The 20,220-nt window shown below is 45.3% G+C and carries 16 protein-coding genes and 1 pseudogene; 1 reads left to right on the forward strand and 16 read right to left on the reverse strand.

Annotated elements, in window-relative coordinates:
* Nucleotides 1-20: 20 nt before the first annotated feature.
* From GJB61_RS11980 to GJB61_RS12010, 7 genes are all read right to left on the reverse strand, one after another.
* Complete coding sequence (locus tag GJB61_RS11980) at nucleotides 21-515, reverse strand: DedA family protein (protein WP_154118719.1); 495 nt, start codon at nucleotides 513-515, stop codon at nucleotides 21-23.
* A gap of 6 nt (nucleotides 516-521) precedes the next feature.
* On the reverse strand, nucleotides 522-1,046 hold the full coding sequence (gene pssA, locus GJB61_RS11985; protein WP_154118720.1) for a CDP-diacylglycerol--serine O-phosphatidyltransferase: 525 nt from the start codon (nucleotides 1,044-1,046) through the stop codon (nucleotides 522-524).
* 57 nt (nucleotides 1,047-1,103) lie between these two features.
* The gene (locus tag GJB61_RS11990; protein ID WP_154118721.1) at nucleotides 1,104-2,192 is read right to left on the reverse strand and encodes an efflux RND transporter periplasmic adaptor subunit; all 1,089 of its coding nucleotides are present in this window, start codon (nucleotides 2,190-2,192) and stop codon (nucleotides 1,104-1,106) included.
* A gap of 30 nt (nucleotides 2,193-2,222) precedes the next feature.
* A complete protein-coding gene (locus GJB61_RS11995; protein WP_338115768.1) occupies nucleotides 2,223-3,605 on the reverse strand; it encodes an ABC transporter permease in 1,383 nt (460 codons plus the stop codon).
* Nucleotides 3,595-4,287: an ABC transporter ATP-binding protein gene (locus tag GJB61_RS12000; protein WP_154118722.1), complete on the reverse strand. Its 693-nt coding sequence runs from the start codon at nucleotides 4,285-4,287 to the stop codon at nucleotides 3,595-3,597. The genes GJB61_RS11995 and GJB61_RS12000 overlap by 11 nt, the downstream gene beginning before the upstream one ends.
* Nucleotides 4,288-4,331: 44 nt before the next feature.
* Nucleotides 4,332-6,833, reverse strand: a complete 2,502-nt coding sequence (locus tag GJB61_RS12005; protein ID WP_154118723.1) for a hypothetical protein — start codon at nucleotides 6,831-6,833, stop codon at nucleotides 4,332-4,334.
* Nucleotides 6,834-6,908: 75 nt separating this feature from the next.
* On the reverse strand, nucleotides 6,909-7,124 hold the full coding sequence (locus GJB61_RS12010) for a hypothetical protein (protein ID WP_154118724.1): 216 nt from the start codon (nucleotides 7,122-7,124) through the stop codon (nucleotides 6,909-6,911).
* A gap of 146 nt (nucleotides 7,125-7,270) precedes the next feature.
* On the opposite strand from GJB61_RS12010, the pseudogene GJB61_RS32565 reads away from it, so the two are divergent.
* Nucleotides 7,271-8,780, forward strand: a pseudogene (locus GJB61_RS32565) (IS1182 family transposase).
* 165 nt (nucleotides 8,781-8,945) lie between these two features.
* On the opposite strand, the gene GJB61_RS12020 reads toward GJB61_RS32565, so the two are convergent.
* The 9 genes from GJB61_RS12020 to GJB61_RS12060 form a co-directional block, all read right to left on the reverse strand.
* A complete protein-coding gene (locus GJB61_RS12020) occupies nucleotides 8,946-10,697 on the reverse strand; it encodes a sensor histidine kinase (protein ID WP_154118725.1) in 1,752 nt (583 codons plus the stop codon).
* Nucleotides 10,694-11,374, reverse strand: a complete 681-nt coding sequence (locus GJB61_RS12025; RefSeq protein WP_154118726.1) for a response regulator transcription factor — start codon at nucleotides 11,372-11,374, stop codon at nucleotides 10,694-10,696. The genes GJB61_RS12020 and GJB61_RS12025 overlap by 4 nt, the downstream gene beginning before the upstream one ends.
* Nucleotides 11,375-11,547: 173 nt before the next feature.
* On the reverse strand, nucleotides 11,548-13,539 hold the full coding sequence (locus GJB61_RS12030) for a glycoside hydrolase family 31 protein (RefSeq protein WP_229521608.1): 1,992 nt from the start codon (nucleotides 13,537-13,539) through the stop codon (nucleotides 11,548-11,550).
* 59 nt (nucleotides 13,540-13,598) lie between these two features.
* Nucleotides 13,599-14,570, reverse strand: a complete 972-nt coding sequence (locus GJB61_RS12035; RefSeq protein ID WP_154118728.1) for a helix-turn-helix domain-containing protein — start codon at nucleotides 14,568-14,570, stop codon at nucleotides 13,599-13,601.
* A gap of 47 nt (nucleotides 14,571-14,617) precedes the next feature.
* Nucleotides 14,618-15,547: a carbohydrate ABC transporter permease gene (locus GJB61_RS12040; RefSeq protein WP_154118729.1), complete on the reverse strand. Its 930-nt coding sequence runs from the start codon at nucleotides 15,545-15,547 to the stop codon at nucleotides 14,618-14,620.
* A gap of 13 nt (nucleotides 15,548-15,560) precedes the next feature.
* Nucleotides 15,561-16,514, reverse strand: coding sequence for an ABC transporter permease (locus tag GJB61_RS12045; RefSeq protein ID WP_154118730.1), 954 nt, complete (start codon nucleotides 16,512-16,514; stop codon nucleotides 15,561-15,563).
* 13 nt (nucleotides 16,515-16,527) lie between these two features.
* Nucleotides 16,528-18,159 (reverse strand): type 2 periplasmic-binding domain-containing protein, encoded by a 1,632-nt coding sequence (locus GJB61_RS12050; RefSeq protein ID WP_154118731.1) that lies wholly within the window; start codon nucleotides 18,157-18,159, stop codon nucleotides 16,528-16,530.
* A 318-nt stretch (nucleotides 18,160-18,477) separates the two neighbouring features.
* Nucleotides 18,478-19,458, reverse strand: a complete 981-nt coding sequence (locus GJB61_RS12055) for an aldo/keto reductase (RefSeq protein WP_338115770.1) — start codon at nucleotides 19,456-19,458, stop codon at nucleotides 18,478-18,480.
* A 33-nt stretch (nucleotides 19,459-19,491) separates the two neighbouring features.
* Nucleotides 19,492-19,869 (reverse strand): cupin domain-containing protein, encoded by a 378-nt coding sequence (locus tag GJB61_RS12060; protein WP_154118733.1) that lies wholly within the window; start codon nucleotides 19,867-19,869, stop codon nucleotides 19,492-19,494.
* Nucleotides 19,870-20,220 lie beyond the last annotated feature (351 nt).

A 20,220-nucleotide genomic window follows, 5' to 3' on the forward strand; every position in this document is an offset into this window, starting at 1 on the left:
TAATAGGTTAGTGTTCCTACTCATGTAAAAGATATATTCTTACCTAAAAAAAAGCCAAGAGAAATAAAAAGAAGGGACCATGTCGAAGAGCCAACCAAGGATACAAGAAGATATTTTCTGAATGGCATTCCACTAATTCCTGAGATGTAGCTAGTTACATGTCTCACCCCAGGAATGAAATAGCCAAACAGAACCGTCCAATTCCCAAAACGCTCAAACCACCCCTTGACTCTCCCAAATCGCTTAGGTGTTAGGCCAATCCATTTTCCATATTTATCAACGACAGGTTGTCCCAGTCTGCTGCCAATGATATAGCTGATCATCATCCCAGTTATCGAACCAGCAAAACCAACCAGCACTGAAAGCGAATAATTTAAAACCATGCTGGAAGATAAATAGCCTACAAATAACATTATAATTTCGTCTGGTACGGGGAGTCCAAGAATGCCAAGGGCTAAAAGAGCAAAAATAGCTATATACCCGTATTGTGATATCAACTCTATGGCCCAATTCATTCCTTTTCACTTCCTGCTGTCGTATTTTTTAAAAGAAGGAAAGGGAAGTCGGCTGACCATGAGAAAGGACAACAACCCCATTAATACCAATATAAGACCCGGTTTCAGATGTTCTTCCAGTAAAGTCGATGCAGACAGGATTACTCCCGCTGCAGTAATAGGCATACCTACAAACCCTTTGATCGGAATCGTCAAGTTAAATCTGGCCAGTCGGAGCGCACCACATATCAAAAAGAGGACGGCCACGACAACTCCCAACCACTGGACATTATCCAATCTATATAACAAAATCAAAAAGACAGGAGCCACTCCAAACGAAATGATATCTGCCAGCGAATCCAATTGTTTACCGAAATCACTGGTACAATGTAATAGTCTGGCCAATAATCCGTCCAACACATCGCACATGGCAGCCAGTATGATCAGGATTACTGCCACTTTATATTGCTCCCGGATAGTGAAAAGTAACGATAATGATCCGGCTGCCAGATTTGCGAGGGTACAGGTTGACGGCAACCAACTCCAGTTCATGCGTTTCAACTCCTATTTCAATTTAGCATCATAGAATCCATCTGTCTTTAAGAACATCTACTGAAGAACTACGGTGTCTCCCGGTTTCAGTCCGGAGAGCACTTCAACCTTATCGTTTGTTTCCAGTCCGGTTTTAATCTCTTTCCGTTGCGTTTGTCCGTTGCCTTTGTCCAGCATAACGTAAGTGAGGTCTCCTTCATGAATGACCGCAATATTGGAAACAGCCGTAGCATTGTCCTTACGCAAGGTCTCAATCTCACCATTCAAACTAAGGCCCCCAATTAAGAGCTCATTGGCTTGGAGCGAGATGATCACTTCGAACTGTGGGACTTGGGTGGTTGTAGTGTCCTTGCCTGATGCAGTTGTGGCAAATTTGGATACCTTTTTCACTTCTCCAGTGAGCTTAGCAGCCTTGGAAGCTGTCATTTTGACCTTCACCTTCATTCCAGGCTTGATGTTGAACACATCCTGTTCACCCACCAGTGCAACAAACTCCACCTTGTTCAAATCCACGATTTTGCCGATATACTGGTTGTCTGTCACCATTTGTATACGCTCACTGGAGCTGTCGAACAAGAAAATTCCGGAAGATGGGGCACGATAACTCGCTGATTGGACTTTGGTCTTCTTATCCGCAATCTCCCGCACCTGAATATCCGTACTTACCTTGTTCAGATCTTCGCTAATCTTGCTTGTCTGCTGTGAAGCCAATGTCTTTAGTCGCTCAGCTTCAGTTGCACCTACAGCAGTCGTTTCATCATTCTGTTTACTGACAAATGCGTTCAGTTCAGCTTCCAGCTTTCCCTTGCGGATGGTTGCTTCCTGAGTAGCAATTTCATTTTTGAGCGTTGCTGTGTCCAGGGTAAACATAATCTCCCCTTTCTTTACTTGTCCGCCATTCTGCACCGTCCACTCTGTTACCTTGGAAGCAAATGGGGCGTATATAAGGGTTTCATGCTCATATTTCGATTTGCCTTTAACCTGTACAGATTTGGTAATCGTTTCTGTGGTTACTGGGAAGGTAACTGCTGGCACCTCTTCTATCGGTTGCGCTTGCTCTTTGGGCTTAATCATTTTGTCATAGATAAAATAACCTGCAGTCAACACTATCGTTGCTATCACAATCCACTTTAGGATCCTCTTCATCACTTCGGCTTCCTTTCAACTAAAAAATGGCTAATCCCGTTTAATCGCAGTGAGCGCATTGATTCTTGAAGCGCTGATTGCCGGATAAATTCCTGATAACACTCCAGTCAATATTGCAAAAATAATACCCACCGGAATCGTTGACAACGGTATGAGAATAACCAGACTCCCTCCCATTTCTGCCCCTCCGATTGACCCGCCGACAAGCTTGTTAATGCCTGAAACAATCAGATATGAGAATCCGATACCTACCATACCTCCCAACAACCCCAACAAAGCAGACTCTGTAATAAACATATTGCGTATTTGCCCCATGTTAGCGCCAAGCACTTTCATAATTCCAATCTGTCGACGACGTTGATGCGTAGACATCGTCATGGCGACGATGATGGAAATCGAAGCGATAATCAGAATAAACACCCCAATTCCTAACGCCACCCGTTTAAGCATCGCAAAGGTTTTCTCCAGTTCCTTCTTCTGGAATAGATTAGTGCTTGCATTTAGCGTCAGTCGCTTAACAAGCCCTTCCACTTTGGTTAAATTTTCCGTCTTGTCCACCTTTACCGTTACTGTGTTGAAGATGCCTTCCTCTCCAACTGTCCCCACATTTAAATGTAATTCCTCAGTCAGCCTTACTGCGGTTTCCAGTGATACATATACCTTTTTATCACTCTGGATCATCTCGTCGCTCGTTCCTTTAGGCTTATTCAGAACACCGACTACTCGAAAGGTCGAACTACGATAGGTACGAGAGGTTTCGGAATTGAAATCCTCAGCCTGCAATTCTATCTGCTGCTGATACATCGCTGCTGACAAGCCGTTCAAGCTGTTAAACTGCTCCATTAATTTGGTGTTGTAAGGATCACTGTTTAACTGCTCGAAGAGCGTCTTCTGCATCTCAAGATCCATCAATCCCAAAGTGGCACCATAGCTAAGAATAATGGTTCCTGGCTGATCAGAAGGGCCGCCTTGTTTAAAGGTATTTCCATATTGGGTTAGAAGATCAAGGTCCGTTCCAACAATTTGAATATCATTGACTTTGTTGTCTATGGTGAGCATTTGAGCATAACCCAGTTCCTGAAAAGGTGCAGCAGCAGTTACATGTTTAAGTCCCTTGATAATCTCCAATTTTTGTCGGGTCAGCTTTCCGGTATTGATGTTCTCTCCGGTCTTACTCGCCTTTGCTCCGCCCCCGCGCACAGAAACACCACTATTAGGTGTTACCGTAATTTCGTCCATCTTCAGCCTGCTGTTCATTTCTCTCTCAGAGTAACTCTGGGCGGAATCCCCAATGCTTAAAGCTACGATAATTGCCGCACAACCGATAGAGATACCTACCATGCATAGACCGGTTACTACCTTTCTGCGTTTAATCTGGCCCCAGGCCAACTTTGAGATATCACTAATTCTCACTGCGAGGGTCCTCCTTTTCTGTAACCATATATCCATCACGAAGGGTAAAGATCCGCTGCATATGCTGTGCCACTTCATGCTCATGTGTGACAATAATAAACGTAGTTTTCATGTTTTTGTTCAGGTCGACCAATATATTAATAATTTCATCTTCTGTCTTGGTGTCCAGGTTGCCGGTGGGTTCATCCGCAAAAATAATGGACGGCTCAGTAATCAGCGAACGTGCAATGCTTACACGCTGCTGCTGTCCTCCCGACAATTGGGATGGAAACTGCTCTGCTTTGTCCGGTATGCCTACCGCCTCCAGCAAGGCAAGCGATTGTTTCTTGCGCGCAGATGCGGATACCGATTGGAACACCAGCGGCAGTTCCACATTTTCACGAACCGTAAGACTGGCGATCAGTTCATATGCCTGAAAGATAAACCCGATATTCTTCCGCCGAAATACCGCCAGCTTGTTCTCACTCATCTTCACAATATCCTGATCGGCAATGTAGATATGACCTTCCGTTGGCTTCATCAGACCCGCCATCAAATTCAGCATCGTAGACTTGCCGGAGCCTGAACTGCCCAGCAGAGCAACCATTTCGCCCTGCTTCACCTGAAAATTGATGTCATGCAGCACGGGTGTCAATTCACCGCCGCTCTTAAACGTATGTGATATCTTCTCCACTCGCAACATAAGCTGCTCCTTTTTGTACAATAATTCAATACAATAAAATTCTACTATTCGTTAGTTGGTGCTCTATCCATCGTTAAGATATAGGCTTGGCTTGCCAGCTCCATCCGTTCGCCTTGGAATTCATCATACAATGTGATTGCGTAAGTGCCCCCAGACAACTTTTTGTACATATTGTTGCTGAACGATACCGAATACGTGTTGTTGTACCCTTCCGTCAGTTCTGTACCTATAGTGAGGTTCTTCTCCTGCGACTGTCCGAATGGATCGGTCATTTTAATCACAAGCTTGTGATTGAATGCACCGACTTCATAGTTGCTGTCACGCAGTAGATTGTAGTTCATCGCAATGCTGATAGTATCGCTGCCACGCGTATTCCGCCCATCCGAATTTAGAATGGACAAAGTATACGGATACACAGTAACTTTGGATAACGTTTTGACCGGCGTCATTGCCACCGTATTCAGTTCCAGCGCAGAAATATTGATGAAGCCTGTTGATTCCTGACCTGCCTCCGTGAGTTTATTACCGGCGATTCCTGGTCCAAGGTACAGCGTAAGATTCGAAGCTCCCACGGATTTGGGCAGCTTCGCCCAGAAAGTAATCAACTGCTTGCGGCCAGGAGTGGCTGGCGTATCTGGCTGGCTGGAAGTGGCTTCGTACAGCTGCCCATCAGAGGTTTTATAATAGGCCTGAAGCCGCGCCATCTGGCTTTGTCTCTTCTCTTCACTGTTCAGGAACAGTTCGCTGTAGACAATATTCGCGTTAACTCCTTCATATACTGTCGTCTTGTTCTCCTGCACTGTGGCATTCTTACCTTTTCCAACAACCGCATAGCTTCCGCCGCGTTCAATCTTGTATACGGCATCTGTTACACTGCTTGTACTTAATGAGAGGAATGGGATCTTTTCTTCTTTGACAACAGAATATAGATTGACCTGCAACTTGCTGAAATCTGTCGTATAAGGAACTTTGCTGAGCATATACATTTCCGCACTTTTCCCTGGAGCAATACTGGAGATTTCTTTGTCCATGAACAGCTCCGTAGAAGCTGTCAAATCATCGTTGTCCACCTTTAGGGCACCCTTAAACTCGGGGAGTGCAAGATTAACCGATTGGGTATTAGTGATATTCAACTTAGCGATAAGGATGTCTTCATCTTTCCAAGGAAAACGTTGCAGAGACAACAGACTGTAGCCAAAAGTGCCATAAGAGTTGGTCGTCCGGTAATCCTGACCTTTTTGCGTCTCTGCACGGAGCGTATAAGGAATGGCGAAATAAGCGATGGGAATGGACAGCTTAGCCGCTGCTGCAGTGGCTGCTTCGTTACTGCTGTCCGACTGGACCGCTTCAATCATCTGCAATTTAAGTGTGTTCTGTTCCACCTCAAGCGGAACCTGGGCGGTAAGTTGCACCACTTTTTCCTGCAAAGGTTTCAAGCTGGCTCCACTTATGTCCTTGGCGTTAATCGGAAATGTTGCTCCCCTGGCGGATCTGACCGAAAGTTCATAGTTTGGCAGAATCACTGCTTGTTTCCCAGCATTTTTGATCCGGAACCGGAAGGTCCATATCCCTGAGTTGTCCTCCGAATAGACACTGGCAGCAGTCAACTGCAATTCGATCGTATTGCCATTGATTCCGATCTTTTTCATAATACCTTTGTCTACATTCAAATTAGGGATCACAGCCGCTGGAAGCATATACGAGGATTTAGGCAGTTCCAGCTTAAGCGTCTCATCCTTCTGAACATATTGCACTTTCATCTTATCGGTCTTCAGATACGGCGGAATCTCAGTCAGGTAGTAGATCGTTTTCTTTTCCTGAGGCTGAATTTTATATCCAACCTGCGAACTGTTGAGTGCCAACTCGAACGCGGTTCCTCCTGCTGACATTAGATATACGGTGTAGCCCGGGTCCCCGAGTACCTTGGTTCCCTCATTGCTAAAGTTGATACCAACCTTTGCGAATACTTTGCCCCCATACTTGTAGATCTGCAGGGATTCAGAAGCAGCACCCACAGGAATGTTATTAATGGATAACTTCTGTCTGTGGGCACTGGCTGCGGTTGGAGAGTAATTGGCCGGAAGGCTGAGGGTCCCGGCATGTTTCAGATAGCCCTTGCTTTGGGGGTCCCATACAAACATTGTAATTTTAAGACCTTTTAGTGAATTGATTTTTCCGACGTTGACATAATAGGTCACACGTTCGCTTTGTTTGGAAACCACTTTGTTCTTAAGCGCATCGGCGGTAATGGGATTGCCTGGAATAACAGATCCTCCAAATGTAACTACTCTGGAAAAATAATGATTCAGATTAGCGTTGCTGTCGCCTGCGTTAGAATAGCTCAACGTGTAAGTCAGAATATTCCCGCCCGCCTGAGACCAGATATTAATATCCTCTACTGTAGCCTTGACACTAGCTTCCAGGGGGATGGACCCCAGATTCTTTGGTGTGACGCTTGTTTCGGCAGACACTGTATGGCCGGATAGTTGGCTGATGACAAAAGTGATTAATAGCAAAGCAATGTATATACTCTTATGTTTTCTCATGATTTCCTCCCTAAGATTCTTCCTGTAAATGAAACTGAAATTCTTCTACATCAGACTAACAAGCCTATGTGTTTTTTATGTGTCGGTGAAATACACGCAATGGGGCTGTCCCATAAGCCATGAAATAGCTGCTTGGGACAGCTCTTTTTTTGGAGTCAGATAGACGGTTGCGCTTGTGAGGACGCTCCGCGAACGGACCGTTGTTCCAATCGCTGTGGTCTCCAGATTTTTTTCATTCCCCTTAGCGGTGAAAATCCGGAGACCAAGGCGAACGCTATCGCTTTTCCACAATCGTTCCGTCCTCTCCGCTGTTAAGCGGGAATCGTATCTACTTTCCTTCTAAAAATCATAAAAAAAGAAACCTTTCTTTGGTAAAATGGAAGTGCGACCAACCATTTTAAATCAAGGAGAGGTTTCTTTTGTACATTCAATAGTCCATGGACCAACTTTGCTTACCAATGGATTTAGAGGACGACATTCCAGAAAATCATCTCATTCGTGTCGTCAATACCGCCGTTAACCGGCTGGACGACGCCATCTTTGACGCTGCCTATCCCGGCGGTGGCCGCGACAGCTACCACCCCAAAATGCTCACCAAAATCATCATCTACGCCTACACTCAGCGCATCTACTCCTCTCGACAAATCGCCAAAGCGGTACGCGAAAACATTCCCTTCATGTGGCTGGCCGGAAGGCAACGTCCAGACTTCCGCACGATCAACCGTTTTCGTTCCCAGCGGATAAAAGACGTCCTTCAAACCGTATTTACCGCCGTACTCCAATTTCTGGCTGACGAAAAATATATCTGTTTGGCTCATTACTCTGTCGACGGGATAAGATTGAGGCCAACGCCAATCGCTACACCTTTGTTTGGGGCAAAACGGTCAGTAAGCATAAAGTGAAATTGCAAGGACAGGTACATGCCCTGTTCGCGAACATCGAAGCAGCAGAGGACCAAGAAGAACACGCGTGCCTCGGAAGAGACCTCCCTAAACTCGGGGAGTCTTCCGAGCTGAGCAGTGAGAAACTCGAACAAGTGACACAGAAGCTTGAAGCCCAGCTATTAGAGAAACCCAAAGACAAGCCCCTGAAGAAAGTCGTTCGGAAGCTTCGCAAGGATTTGCTGCCCAGGCTGTTGAAGTACGAACAGTACCAAGTGCTGCTCGGTGACCGGAACAGCTTCAGCAAGACAGACCCGGATGCAACCTTTATGCGGATGAAAGAAGATCACATGCGAAATGGTCAGCTCAAACCGGGATACTATGTACAGATAGGAACCGAAAACCAGTTTATTTTAACCTACAGTCTACATCCGAGACCTACCGATACCCGTTGTTTACAGCCGCCTATGGAAAATGCAAGGCAGATCTTGGGGAAACTCCCACAGACGGTGATTGCGGATGCAGGCTACGGGAGTGAAGAAAACTACGCCTATCTGGAAAAGAAAGAGATTCAGGCGGTAGTGAAATACGGCAGCTATCACAAAGAAAAGAGTAAAGCTTGGAAAGAGAATGTCGGAAAGATTGAGAACTGGACGTACACCGAAACCGAGGATACATGGATGTGCTCAACCAGACAAACGCTGCATTTCCGCAAAGAAAGCAAGGAAATCGTAGAGAGTGGATATGAAATTCGAAAACGTCATTACCGCAGCGAAAGTTACGAAGGTTGCCCACTGAGGGAAGGGTGTACAAAAGCGGCAGGGAATCGGGAAGTGGTCGTTAGTTTGAAATTCTACGAAGTGAGGAAGGTTACGCCTTGACCGTGCGTAGAATGACGGAACCGGAGAGTGTGTTTGGACAACGGAAGAACAACCGGGGCTTCCGGCGATTTCTGCTTCGCGGCATGGAGAAAGTGACGCCCCAGGTCGGGTGGCTTTCGCTTACTCACAATCTGCTGAAGCAAGCAACCAATGACCAAAAACGCAAAGCAGCGATTCCCCAATAACAGGTGAATCGCTGCTTTGCTTACTTTTTATGGTTTTAAGAATGAAGAGAACGGTCTCCTGTCATAGAAAATCTACTTATGGGACAGCCCCTTACTCTGTTATCTAAATGACAGTCGCACATTACTTCGGAAGCTTAAAACAATTCATAACTCCCAATACTCATACTATGTCTCAATCATGACCATAAATCGAACGCCATCCGCTGTGTTCTCTGCACGATAGTGAAAGCCATGCTTATCTAATATGCTTTGAATAATAGACAAGCCTAGGCCCGTGCCTCCAGTCTGCCTATTCCGTGAAAGCTCAGCCCGGTAGAACCGCTCCCAGATCGTCCCCAACTGCTCCTCAGGTATCTGTTCGCCCTTATTCTCAATCGAAAAGATAGTTGTCCTCTCTAAACCTGTAATATAAAGAGTTATTGGACTCCCCTCATCAGCATGCCGAATAGCGTTAGTAACGAAATTAAAGACAACCTGTTCCATCCATCCAAAATCAGCATTTATCGGAAGTTCATTTACAGGTATAATCACAGCCTTCAACCTCTTTTTCTCCAGCAAGTGAACCATCTTGTCCAAGACATTTTCTATTAACTCACTTAGCAAAAAAGTTGTCTTTCGGAGCTTTATAGTCCCGGATTCCAGCTTGGCTAAATCCAGCATATCCTTAACAAGGGTTTCCATTTTCTCGGACTCCTCTATAATTACCTTGACATAATGATCCTGTTTTCCGGCACTAACCCTGTCCTGCAAACCCTCAGCAAACCCCTTAATAATACTGAGTGGTGTTTTCAATTCATGGGAAGCGTTAGCAAAAAAGTCTTGTTGGACGATCTCCATTCTCTGCTTATGCTCCATATCTTCAACCAACTGCTGATTGGCTTCCTTTAACTCACGCAAAGCAACATCCAGATTCTGTGACATTGTAAACAGACTGTTGGACAGGCTGCCCAATTCATCATTTTGTCTAATCGGCAGTTGAACCGAAAAATCGAGATGAACCATTCGTTCTGCCGTCTTATTCAGACTAATCAATGGTCTAGTGACTAGCTTAGAAAAAGACAGCGAGAGAATGAGGATAAGTGCAAATCCTCCGATTCCTAGATACAGGTAGAACCAGCGCAAAGCTTCATTCGTATCACTAACCTCCTGCAAGGAGGTGACCGTGAACAATAAATCGATATTTCCTGCGCTTTGTTGTGCTGGTTGAATAATTACAGTATTCCGTATACCACTCCATGAATCTGTCCACTCTTCTTCCAGCATCTCAAGCCGTTTCAACTTCTCTGCCCGTGCCGGGGATAGAGGAAACCATTCTTCCAGCGCTTCGAACAACAGGCCCTGCCGCTGAATGGATTTGATATCGGGAAGTATAATTTCAGTGACCGTGCCCGAAATCGTAGTCAAATCTCCCTCTGTCAAATCTCCAACTTGTATAGATCCACGTTTATAAATACTTACGGGATAAATCTGATCAGAGTAAGATCCATCATCCATATCGCCTTCGCCTTGAATGGTCAACGGGTCACCTGCTTGAATACCGAGCGCTCTTAATTGATCTCCATACTGACTCATGAACAGGGATAGCGGCAGAACGACGAGGTTACCATCATCCTTTTTCAATTTTATTTGAAAGGGATCATCCAGTTTCACCTTGCCATCCAGTGTTACAATCGCTAATTGAGTTTTATTACGCAGCATAAAGCGGGCAGCCTCCCGAGAAACCGTGCTGCCGATTGACTGCTCACCTGCATAGCTTAAGGCAAAGTTCTTCAACTGCTTCTCTACCCGATTTGTTTTTTGATTTTGATAAAAATTATCAAAAAGTAATAACTGACTCAGAATAATCATTCCGTAAAAACAAAGAAAGCACACAACGGTCATAACAAAAAGTTTGAAGGTAACTCCCCGTTTCCTCATGCCTCCTCCTCAAACTTATAACCTGTACCAATCACTGTACGTATATGACGAGATTCGTTACCCAACTTGCTTCTTAGCTTTTTGATATGTGTATCTACCACACGAGAGTCACCATCAAACTCAATCCCCCATACCCTTCTGAGTATCGTATCCCGTGAAATGACAATTCCCTTATTATATATCAATAGCCGCAACACCTCATATTCCTTAGGTGTAAGCTCCACCTCGATCTGATTTACATCCAGACGATGAGCCATCGTGTTCAGAACGGCCGACCCAAACGACAGCATCTGTCCTTCCGGCAAATGACCGCCTTCTATCCGTTTCATCAGGGCATTTGCCCGGGCAACCAATACCTTGGGACTAAATGGCTTGGTCACATAATCATCTGCACCCAACTCAAACCCTTGGATTTTGTCGTCATCACCGGATTTAGCTGTAAGCAAAATAATAGGAACTCCTGAACAGCTCCGTACTTGTCGACACACCTCAAACCCATTCAGCTTGGGCATCATGATATCCAGGATGATAAGATCTGGATTCAGTGAATCAAACCAGATTAATGCATCCTTTCCATTATCAGCTTCATGTACCTCCCAATCGTTCTGAATGAAATAATCAGCAATAATTTCACGAATACGAATCTCATCCTCAACGAGAAGAACCCTCTTTTTCATCTCGTCCTCCCTTCTATCACGATATATATTATCATTTTAGTTAATAGATATGTTCTTCATGTGTCTCTCCGATGATCTTTTTTCCTGAACAGAAAAAAAGCCTGTCCACTAGGAACAAGCTCTAGATAACTGAATTTATCTCTTACTTTGCCAAGTGATAGAATCTGGCCCGGCTAGATCAGTCCGATCAAATCTCGGCAAGCGTCATTTTTCAGAAAGACAGGAATCACATCGAGAGGCGCGGCAGCGGTGATTCTCTGGCCGCCCTCGTACACAATCCCACTGTGCAGTTCCGTCCACTTCGCTCCCGCAGGCAGGTACACCTCACGCTCACAGACATCCTCTTCCATCACAGGGGCTACTAGAATATCTGCTCCGAACATGTACTGATCTTGCAATTCCCAACAGCATTCCTCTTGTGGAAACTCGTAGAACATCGGACGGATGAGCGGAGCTCCATTCTCATGTGCTTCCTGCATCAGCCTGCGGGTGTAAGGGCGCATAACCTCACGCAGATTCATATATTTCACAAGGATGGGGTAGACTTCCTCCCCGAAACTCCAAACCTCATTGTTTCCTCCAGAAAATAGAGCTTCACTCCCGTCTTTGCGATAGATGTTCTGCATGGACTTTCGGTCACCATGCAGACGCATCACCGGACAGAAGGCACCGAATTGGAACCAGCGCACCAGCAATTTTCGGAAACTTTCACTGTCCGGATCGCCACCGCCGAATCCTCCGATGTCCGTTGTCCACCAAGGAATACCTGCGATGCCCATGTTCAGCCCTGCACATACTTGGCGGCGGAGGGCTGTCCATGAGGAATGAATGTCGCCCGACCAGACCAACGCACCGTAGCGTTGACTGCCTGCCCACGCGCAGCGTACAAGATTTACAATATTCGGCTGTCCCTCAGCCACCATGCCGTCATAGAACGTTCGGGAGAATAATTGAGGGTAGATGTTGCCAATTTGCACATTGGGCCCCATCTTATAACGATAGTTGTCAAAGTCATACACACCATATTCTGGCTCCGCTTCATCCAGCCAAAATAAATGAATTCCACTATCATAGTAGTTCTTCTTGCACTTGTCCCAGACATACTTGCGTGCCTCCGGGTTTGTCGCATCATAGAAAACACTCTCGCCCCCAAAGCGCATGCAGATATTCACACCCATTTCGGGCTTTACAAGCAGATTTTTCTGCCGCATTTCCGCAAAATTTTCGCTTTCCAAATCGATTTGGGGCCACACGGACACCATGAGCTCAATCCCCATACTTTTGAGCTCATCTGCCATGGCTTTAGGATCAGGAAAAAATTCTTCTTCAAAGCGGAAATCGCCCATCTTAGGCCAGTGAAAAAAATCGCATACGATAACGTCGATCGGCAACCCTCGACGCTTGTATTCGCGTGCCACCTCTAAAAGCTGTTCTTGGTTCCAGTAACGCAGCTTGCATTGCCAGAAGCCGAGCCCATATTCAGGCATCATCGGCACATGACCGGTAGCATTCGCGTAATTGGCCTGAATGCTTGCGGGCGTGTCGCCTGCTGTAATCCAGTAATCCAGCTGTTTGGTGCTTTCGGCGACCCATTCGGTGACATTTCTTCCAAAGCTGACCCGGCCTATAGCAGGATTATGCCATAACAGCCCGTAACCCAGGCTCGACAGCACAAACGGTACACTCGCTTGCGAGTTGCGGTGCGCAAGTTCAAGATTGCAGTACTTTAAGTTCAGAATGTCCTGCTGGTACTGACCCATGCCGTACAGTTTTTCCGTATTGTCGGACTCAAAGCTGGCAGTCAAGCGGAAATCGCCACCGATAATAGGCTTAAACTTACGTGCAGAGAGATTGAGGCAACCGTTACCGTCCAGTTCTTGCAGAAGTAAACGCCCTTCTTGATTGTAATAACTAACCAGGCAATTTTTCGTCCAATCGTTTTGCTTCATTACCGCTTTAATATTTCCATTACGAATAAAAGCTTCACTGCCATCAATACCTATCTCAACCTCGTAAACCTCCTGCGCAAGCAGAGCAAAATCGGTGTCGATAATCTCACCCATCATCGCGCTGCGCACCCGAAAGCTATCCTTCCCCCAGGGTTCAATACAAAGGGTCTCTCCATTCCCCTGCCAAATCAGCTGGTTTCCTACTCTCTGATACATATCCATGATTCCACCTATCCCTTTCTATTTATTACCAATCATTATACGAATCTAAATCCTTATAAATCGGTATCTCGCCGAACGGTACAATCTATATTTTCCACTTTGTCCCGGATGGCATTTCGGTAACTTTTAGGCGTGTAGCCATAAAACTTCTTGAAGATTTCCGTAAACCGATTAATATTGCAAAATCCGGTCATCTCAGCAATCTCCATAATTTTTTTATCCGTTGTCTCCATCAGCGTGACGGCTTCCGATATTCTATATTCATTTAGAAAATCCATCGGTGTAAGATCAAATTGCTTTTTCATAAACCTGCAGAAATAGGAAGGACTCATATTGACCTGCTTCGACATTTCCGTAAGCGAAATATGCTTACTATAATTTTGCTGAACGTACCCCAGCATTTTTTTGGCCAGCAAAGAGTTTTGGCCCGCATTTGACCGCCTTAGGGTCTCATCGGTACCCTCAACAGCAACCTTTTCCAGAAGATAGAAAATCTCCAGCAGCCTCGCTTTTACTAACAGTTCATAACCCTGAGGCTCCTGCTGATAGATATCACGCACGCCCTCCAACAGTGAAAAAAGCTTCAGTTCTTGGTCCATCTCGCGCGTAATCAGCTTAGGGTAACATCTTTTCTGCAGAAATAACGGCAGGATATACTGCTGCTGAATCAGATCATTCTCGAGGCTGGAAACAAAATTAAAATGCACCAGCACCGCATAGAACACGATTTCCTCCCGCCCCTCCCGGCTTGCGGAATGCAACAGATTGGGTTGGATGAGAACGATCTCGCCACTGTGCACCGAGAACTTGTCTTGCCCCACGTGAAACTGTATGCTGCCCTTGACTACAAACAGCAGTTCAAGTTCTTCATGCCAATGTGAATATAATACCGAATTATTCATCGATGGGACCTGTGTCATGTGTACACTCATACGGAACTGACGGCTGCCATGAACCAGCATTTCCTCCATGTCCCTCGAAACAAGCTCTTCTATGATCTCCAATTGTTCAAGAGTTCTTTTCATAAGGCACCTACCTTCCTACTTGGCAAGGTTCTGTGCGCAAATGCGTATCAGCCCTTGACCGCGCCTATCATAACACCCTTTTCAAAATACTTCTGCAGAAATGGATAGATTATTAATACCGGCACAGTCGACACAATAATCACCGCATATTTAATTTGATCCGCAAACTGCTGGGCGTAGCTGCCCGCGCCTGCACCTGCACCTGAACCGGCTCCGCCGGCAAATGCCTGATTGGACAGCAGAATATTGCGCAGAATGATCTGCAGAGGCTGCAGCTCATCCGAGTTTATATACAGTAGTGCACTAAAAAAGTCATTCCAGTGACCCACCATATAATATAGGGAAATGACCGAGATGACCGCTTTGGAGAGCGGGATGACAACGGAAATAAAATAACGAAAATGTGAGCATCCATCCAATACAGCCGCCTCATAGAGCTCCTCTGGAATAGAACTCTCAAAAAAAGTTCGTGTAATGATTAAATTAAAAACACTGAGTGCACCGTTCACAATCATGATCCATGGCGTGTTCAGCAGATGCAAATCACGGATGAGTAAGTAGGTTGGGATCATTCCACCGCCAAAATACATCGTGAACACGAACAAAGGCATAATGATTCTGCGCGCCTTAAACTTTTTATGTGCAAGTGCATAAGCGCAAGGCAGCGTAACAATTAGATTCAGCAGTGTTCCAAGTACCGTATAGATAACGGTGTTGAGATACCCTTGCCAAATACGCGTGTCTTTAAAGATCTGCTCATAGCCGTAAAAATTTATATCTTTGGGCCAAAGAATGACCTGTCCTTGATTGACCATGGTGGAGTTGCTGAATGAAGCGATAACTATAAAATATAATGGATACGCCACAACTATAAAGGCAACAATGCTGACCACCACCACAACAGCCGTATACAGCCGGTCAGCCAAACTGCCTGAACTGACAATAGCGTGTGAGGTCTCTACTTTATTGCGAGTCATAGATTCCCCTCCTTTACATTAAGCTGATATTGGATTTTTTCTTGGCAAACGTATTTGCCAGAATCAGGAACAGGAAGTTAACAAGGGTATTGAATAAACCGACGGCCGAGCCAAAGCTGAATTGATTCGACTTGACTCCGACGTTGAACACATAAGTTGAGATAACCTCTGATACCGATTTGTTGAGACTGTTCTGCATGAGGAAGGTCTTTTCAAAACCCACACTCAAAACTCCACCCATATTCATAATCAGCAGAATAATAATGGTTGGAAGGATCGCAGGGATTTCCACATGCCAGACGATCTTCCAGCGGTTCGCACCATCGATTCTGGCTGCATCATACTGCTGGGTATCCACAGATGACAGGGCCGCGATGAAGATAATGCTGTTCCAGCCGCAAGACTGCCAAATGGCTGAAATAACGTAAACCGGAACAAACGCCCCCGGAGAGCCCAAAAGATTGATATCAGCGGGGATCAAATCCAGCGTTTTCAGAAGGTCATTGATGAGACCCGTAGTAGGCGAAAGCAGAATTTGCAGCAAAGCCACCAGAACAACGGTTGAAATGAAATACGGCATGTAAACGGTGGTTTGCAGTAAGCGCTTACGTCTATGGCCTCGAATCGAATTGACGACAAGAGCCAGAAGAATCGGCATCGGAAAACCTAACACAATGGAGAAAAAAGCAATCACAAATGTATTTCTAAGGGTGGGCCAGAACATTGGGCTATTGAAATACTGATCGAAATACTTCAAACCGACCCAGTCACCGCCCGTAAGCCCTTTGCTAAAATCAAAATCCCTAAAGGCAAGTTGAATGCCATACATCGGTCCATAGCAGAAAACTGCGATATAAATGACAGCAGGAAGAACCATGAGCCACAATTGATAATTAGCTGCCCATCCGTTCAAGAATCCTTTACCTGGAGCAGGTTGGATTTTTCTGGCCAAGAGTGCTGGTTTCATTGAAAGTTCCCCCTCATTTTACGGTCGACAAATACTCTTGGTAGGCTTTTTGACGAATTTCCAGGTTTTGGGCCAGACCGGATGTCTCGATAGATGTGACATACTCGTTCCATTCACTATCAATGTCCACATTTGTAGTCATCCACTGGGCCCACTTCTGATCGGTGATATTGTTAATGTTCGCCTGGTTCATGGCCATGGCATTGGTGTCCTCCATACTGTATTTCATGAACACCTGCGGATAGACGTTTGTTTGTGGATCGGCCTTCTTCAACAAATCATCATAAACGGACTTTTCTTTCAAAACACTCTGCATGTCCGTACCCAGAGTCAATTTGCTTTTTAAATCGTCCGCAATATACATGGGTCCATTATCTGCGAATGTACTGGTCCATTTCCAAGAACCGGGATCAAGTGAAGAATCCGCTGGAGGAAGGACCTGATACGTGCCATCTCCGTTATCCTTGATACCTTTATCCGTATCATTCATACCGCCAAACAGGACCTGCATGCTGACAGTTGGCTCATAGAACGCATCAATGAATCTCATAGCTGCATCTTTATTTTTGGATTTGGCACTAAGCGAAATCGCATTATCTCCATAGTTCTGATAGTAGTTGTCGTTGCTCCAGTACAGTTCTTCCGTGGAATCTGCATGCTGCTTGAGTTGTGGCATGGTGACGTACTGATCCTTCAACTCGTTGCCCACACGGTCACTGGTTTCCCAGCCCCACGTAAAACCGACCTTTGCGGTGGTACCACTGCCACGGGCAAGTGACTGGTATTTAGAGTAATCCTGTGTGACCACTTCTTTGTTGATGAGATTTTCACTGTACAACTTCTGCAGGAACTGCATCAACGTTTTGAAACGGTCATCCACATAGAAATCCTTGACCTGAGCGTCTTCTGTAAAATATCCATCGGTCACACCATTCGACAAAGGAAGTCCAAGGCTGCCTAGTAGAAGCTTGGGTGTGAAATCCCAGCCCATCGGGTTGAAATCCATCGGAACCTCGTCAGTGTTGTCGCCATTCTTATTGGGGTCGCCATCGCGGAAAGCGATAAGCACGTTCTCAAGCTCATCCCAGGTGGTGGGAACTTGCAGACCCAGATTGTCTAGCCAGGTTTTATTGATAAACATGGATGCGGTGGAGCTCGGCCAGATGCCTTTATATTTCGGAGTACCATATATTTTTCCATCTAATTGGGTAGCAAGCGCTTTCAATTCAGGGTGTTCGCTGAACATCTTTTGTATGTTGGTGCCGCTCTTGTCTATCAGTGGGCTAAGATCTTCAAATAATCCGTTAAACTGAACAAAATCCGAATTTTTGGTCGCATTAAACAGTAAATCCGGGATTTCACCGCTTGCAAATAGAGCACTTTTCTTCTGATCCCAGTCTGCAGAGATCTGTTGCCATTCGATTTCCACGTTGGCTTTCTCTTCTAAATCCGTAAGCCACTTCATTTCATTCACGTCTTTGGTTAACGAGTGTTTTACAAAAATGGCTGTCAGCTTTGTTTTTTTAGTAGCGGTGTTCGTGCCGGGATCACTAGTTTCTGAACGGTTTGTATTACTGCACCCCGCCAATGACGCGATTACGATACATCCAGTCAACAACGCCGTAAGGATTCCTCTTACTCTCATTACAGATGCCCCCTTAGTTTTCATAGCTGCTAATATTTAAGCGCTACCCTAATTTTACTCTCGCTTTTTGGCGTTGTCTCACCGTATATTGCCTTGTAATCATCGTATATTGACCTATTCAATCGTTTCAACAGTTGCACAATCGATTCTCTAACCTTTGTTTCTCCACCATCAGCAGAAAGAGCCCTCTATTAGCGGGCTCTTTCTGCTGAGTAAATATACAATTAATACCTTAAGTGCTTCACGATAGTTTGCGGATCAGAGTGGGAGCAAAACGCACTCTCTCCGATATCGAGTGCGCCCATTAATTATCAACGCTTACTGAGCTCCTACTACAGGATGCGGAACATACAGTTCTTCAAGGAATGAAATTTCTTCAGAAGTTAATTTCACCGATATAGCACCTGCTGCATCTTCGAGCTGCGATAGCTTTGTCGCCCCCACGATAGGGGCAGCTACAGATTCTTTCTGCAGCAGCCATGCAAGCGCGATATGAATGCGGGGAACGCCGCGCTTCTCTGCAAGTGATGCCACTCGCTCGATGATCAATCGGTCTGCATCCGCAGTCAAATCGTATTTTGATTTTTGAATCTGATCTGTTTCAGATCTATACGTGGTTTCTGCCCCCTCACGGATCAGTCTTCCTGATGCTAACGGACTGTACGGAGTTGACGCGATTTTTTGGTCCTTGCAAAGCGGCATCATTTCCCGTTCTTCTTCACGGTAGATGAGATTCATATGATTTTGCATGGATACAAATCGAGTCCAGCCATTCTTCTCCGCGACATGCAGGGCCTTTTGAAATTGCCAAGCGAACATGGCAGAAGCGCCGATATATCTGGCCTTTCCGGACTTCACCACATCGTGCAAAGCTTCCATGGTTTCTTCAATCGGTGTGCTGTAATCCCAACGGTGGATGATGTAGAGATCTACATAATCGGTCCCTAGTCTATTCAAGCTTTTATCGATTTCACTTAAAATGGACTTTCGGGAAAGCCCCGCACCATTTGGACCTTGATGCATCCGTCCCCAGACCTTTGTAGCGAGAACAATTTCATCCCGATTCGCATAATCCTTTAGCGCCCGTCCAGTAATCTCTTCACTGGTTCCACTGGCATAGACATTCGCTGTATCAAAGAAGTTTATACCGAGCTCCAGAGCTTTTTTGATGATAGTGCGGCTGCGCTCTTCGTCCAGCACCCATTGATGCCCTCCCGGCAGCACGTCTCCAAAGCTCATACAACCCAAGCAAATCCGGGAGACATCCATGCCCGTATTGCCAAATTTAGTGTATTCCACAGAACAACCCTCCATTTTCGAATGCTATAATCCCTACAGTTTAGCAAACCATTCATCATCGACTGCTTCCAACCAATCTGTCGGTCCTGGTGTCATGGCCAGGTGTACAAACCAGCTATCCTTTGTCGCACCATGCCAATGTTTCACATGAGGCGGAATATTGACCACTTCACCTGTTGTGAGCGAGCGGGCAGGTTGCCCCTCTTCCTGATACCAGCCATTGCCGCCGGTGACTAACAGAACTTGTCCAACCTGATGAGTGTGCCAGTTATTGCGTGCCCCTGGAGCAAAGGTTACATTTCCGATCGAGGTATTCAGAGGCGTTGGATCTGTAAACACCATTTGCAAGTAGGCGTCAAGCTTTTGTCCTAACGGAAAAATAGTACTATTGCTAAGTTGTTCATTTTTCATCAAAAATCCCTTCTTTCAATAATATTTAATTTCGCTTAAAACATCATCTGCCCGTAAATCTCTACGTTGTATTGTAATTACTTTAATGCGCGAATGTCTATTATTATAATCCAATTAGGATTGTTGCCTATTGTTAATTTCATGCGATTTGTATATTAATGAAAAGAAAGATGGAATGTGTTCATTATCTACAGTGTTACCTGAATTATCGATTCATTTATATTACAGTTATTGAACTTATGACGATGAAAAGCTTTGACGATATTACCATTCAGGATCTTTCAGATAGAGCAAACGTCAGGCGCAGCAGCAGTCGATTTCTGGAATTTCTTATTGAAGAGAATAAAAAAA

This window comes from Paenibacillus monticola (genome assembly GCF_009664975.1).
In the GTDB taxonomy this organism is placed as follows: domain Bacteria; phylum Bacillota; class Bacilli; order Paenibacillales; family Paenibacillaceae; genus Paenibacillus_AQ; species Paenibacillus_AQ monticola.

What these genes read in the sequence shown, in the direction of transcription:
- GJB61_RS11980 (WP_154118719.1), bottom strand. Translation starts at nt 515, where the DNA reads ATGAATTGGGCCATAGAGTTGATATCACAATACGGGTATATAGCTATT.
- pssA (WP_154118720.1), bottom strand. Translation starts at nt 1,046, where the DNA reads ATGAACTGGAGTTGGTTGCCGTCAACCTGTACCCTCGCAAATCTGGCA.
- GJB61_RS11990 (WP_154118721.1), bottom strand. Translation starts at nt 2,192, where the DNA reads ATGAAGAGGATCCTAAAGTGGATTGTGATAGCAACGATAGTGTTGACT.
- GJB61_RS12000 (WP_154118722.1), bottom strand. Translation starts at nt 4,287, where the DNA reads ATGTTGCGAGTGGAGAAGATATCACATACGTTTAAGAGCGGCGGTGAA.
- GJB61_RS12005 (WP_154118723.1), bottom strand. Translation starts at nt 6,833, where the DNA reads ATGAGAAAACATAAGAGTATATACATTGCTTTGCTATTAATCACTTTT.
- GJB61_RS12020 (WP_154118725.1), bottom strand. Translation starts at nt 10,697, where the DNA reads ATGAGGAAACGGGGAGTTACCTTCAAACTTTTTGTTATGACCGTTGTG.
- GJB61_RS12025 (WP_154118726.1), bottom strand. Translation starts at nt 11,374, where the DNA reads ATGAAAAAGAGGGTTCTTCTCGTTGAGGATGAGATTCGTATTCGTGAA.
- GJB61_RS12030 (WP_229521608.1), bottom strand. Translation starts at nt 13,539, where the DNA reads ATGTATCAGAGAGTAGGAAACCAGCTGATTTGGCAGGGGAATGGAGAG.
- GJB61_RS12035 (WP_154118728.1), bottom strand. Translation starts at nt 14,570, where the DNA reads ATGAAAAGAACTCTTGAACAATTGGAGATCATAGAAGAGCTTGTTTCG.
- GJB61_RS12040 (WP_154118729.1), bottom strand. Translation starts at nt 15,547, where the DNA reads ATGACTCGCAATAAAGTAGAGACCTCACACGCTATTGTCAGTTCAGGC.
- GJB61_RS12045 (WP_154118730.1), bottom strand. Translation starts at nt 16,514, where the DNA reads ATGAAACCAGCACTCTTGGCCAGAAAAATCCAACCTGCTCCAGGTAAA.
- GJB61_RS12050 (WP_154118731.1), bottom strand. Translation starts at nt 18,159, where the DNA reads ATGAGAGTAAGAGGAATCCTTACGGCGTTGTTGACTGGATGTATCGTA.
- GJB61_RS12060 (WP_154118733.1), bottom strand. Translation starts at nt 19,869, where the DNA reads ATGAAAAATGAACAACTTAGCAATAGTACTATTTTTCCGTTAGGACAA.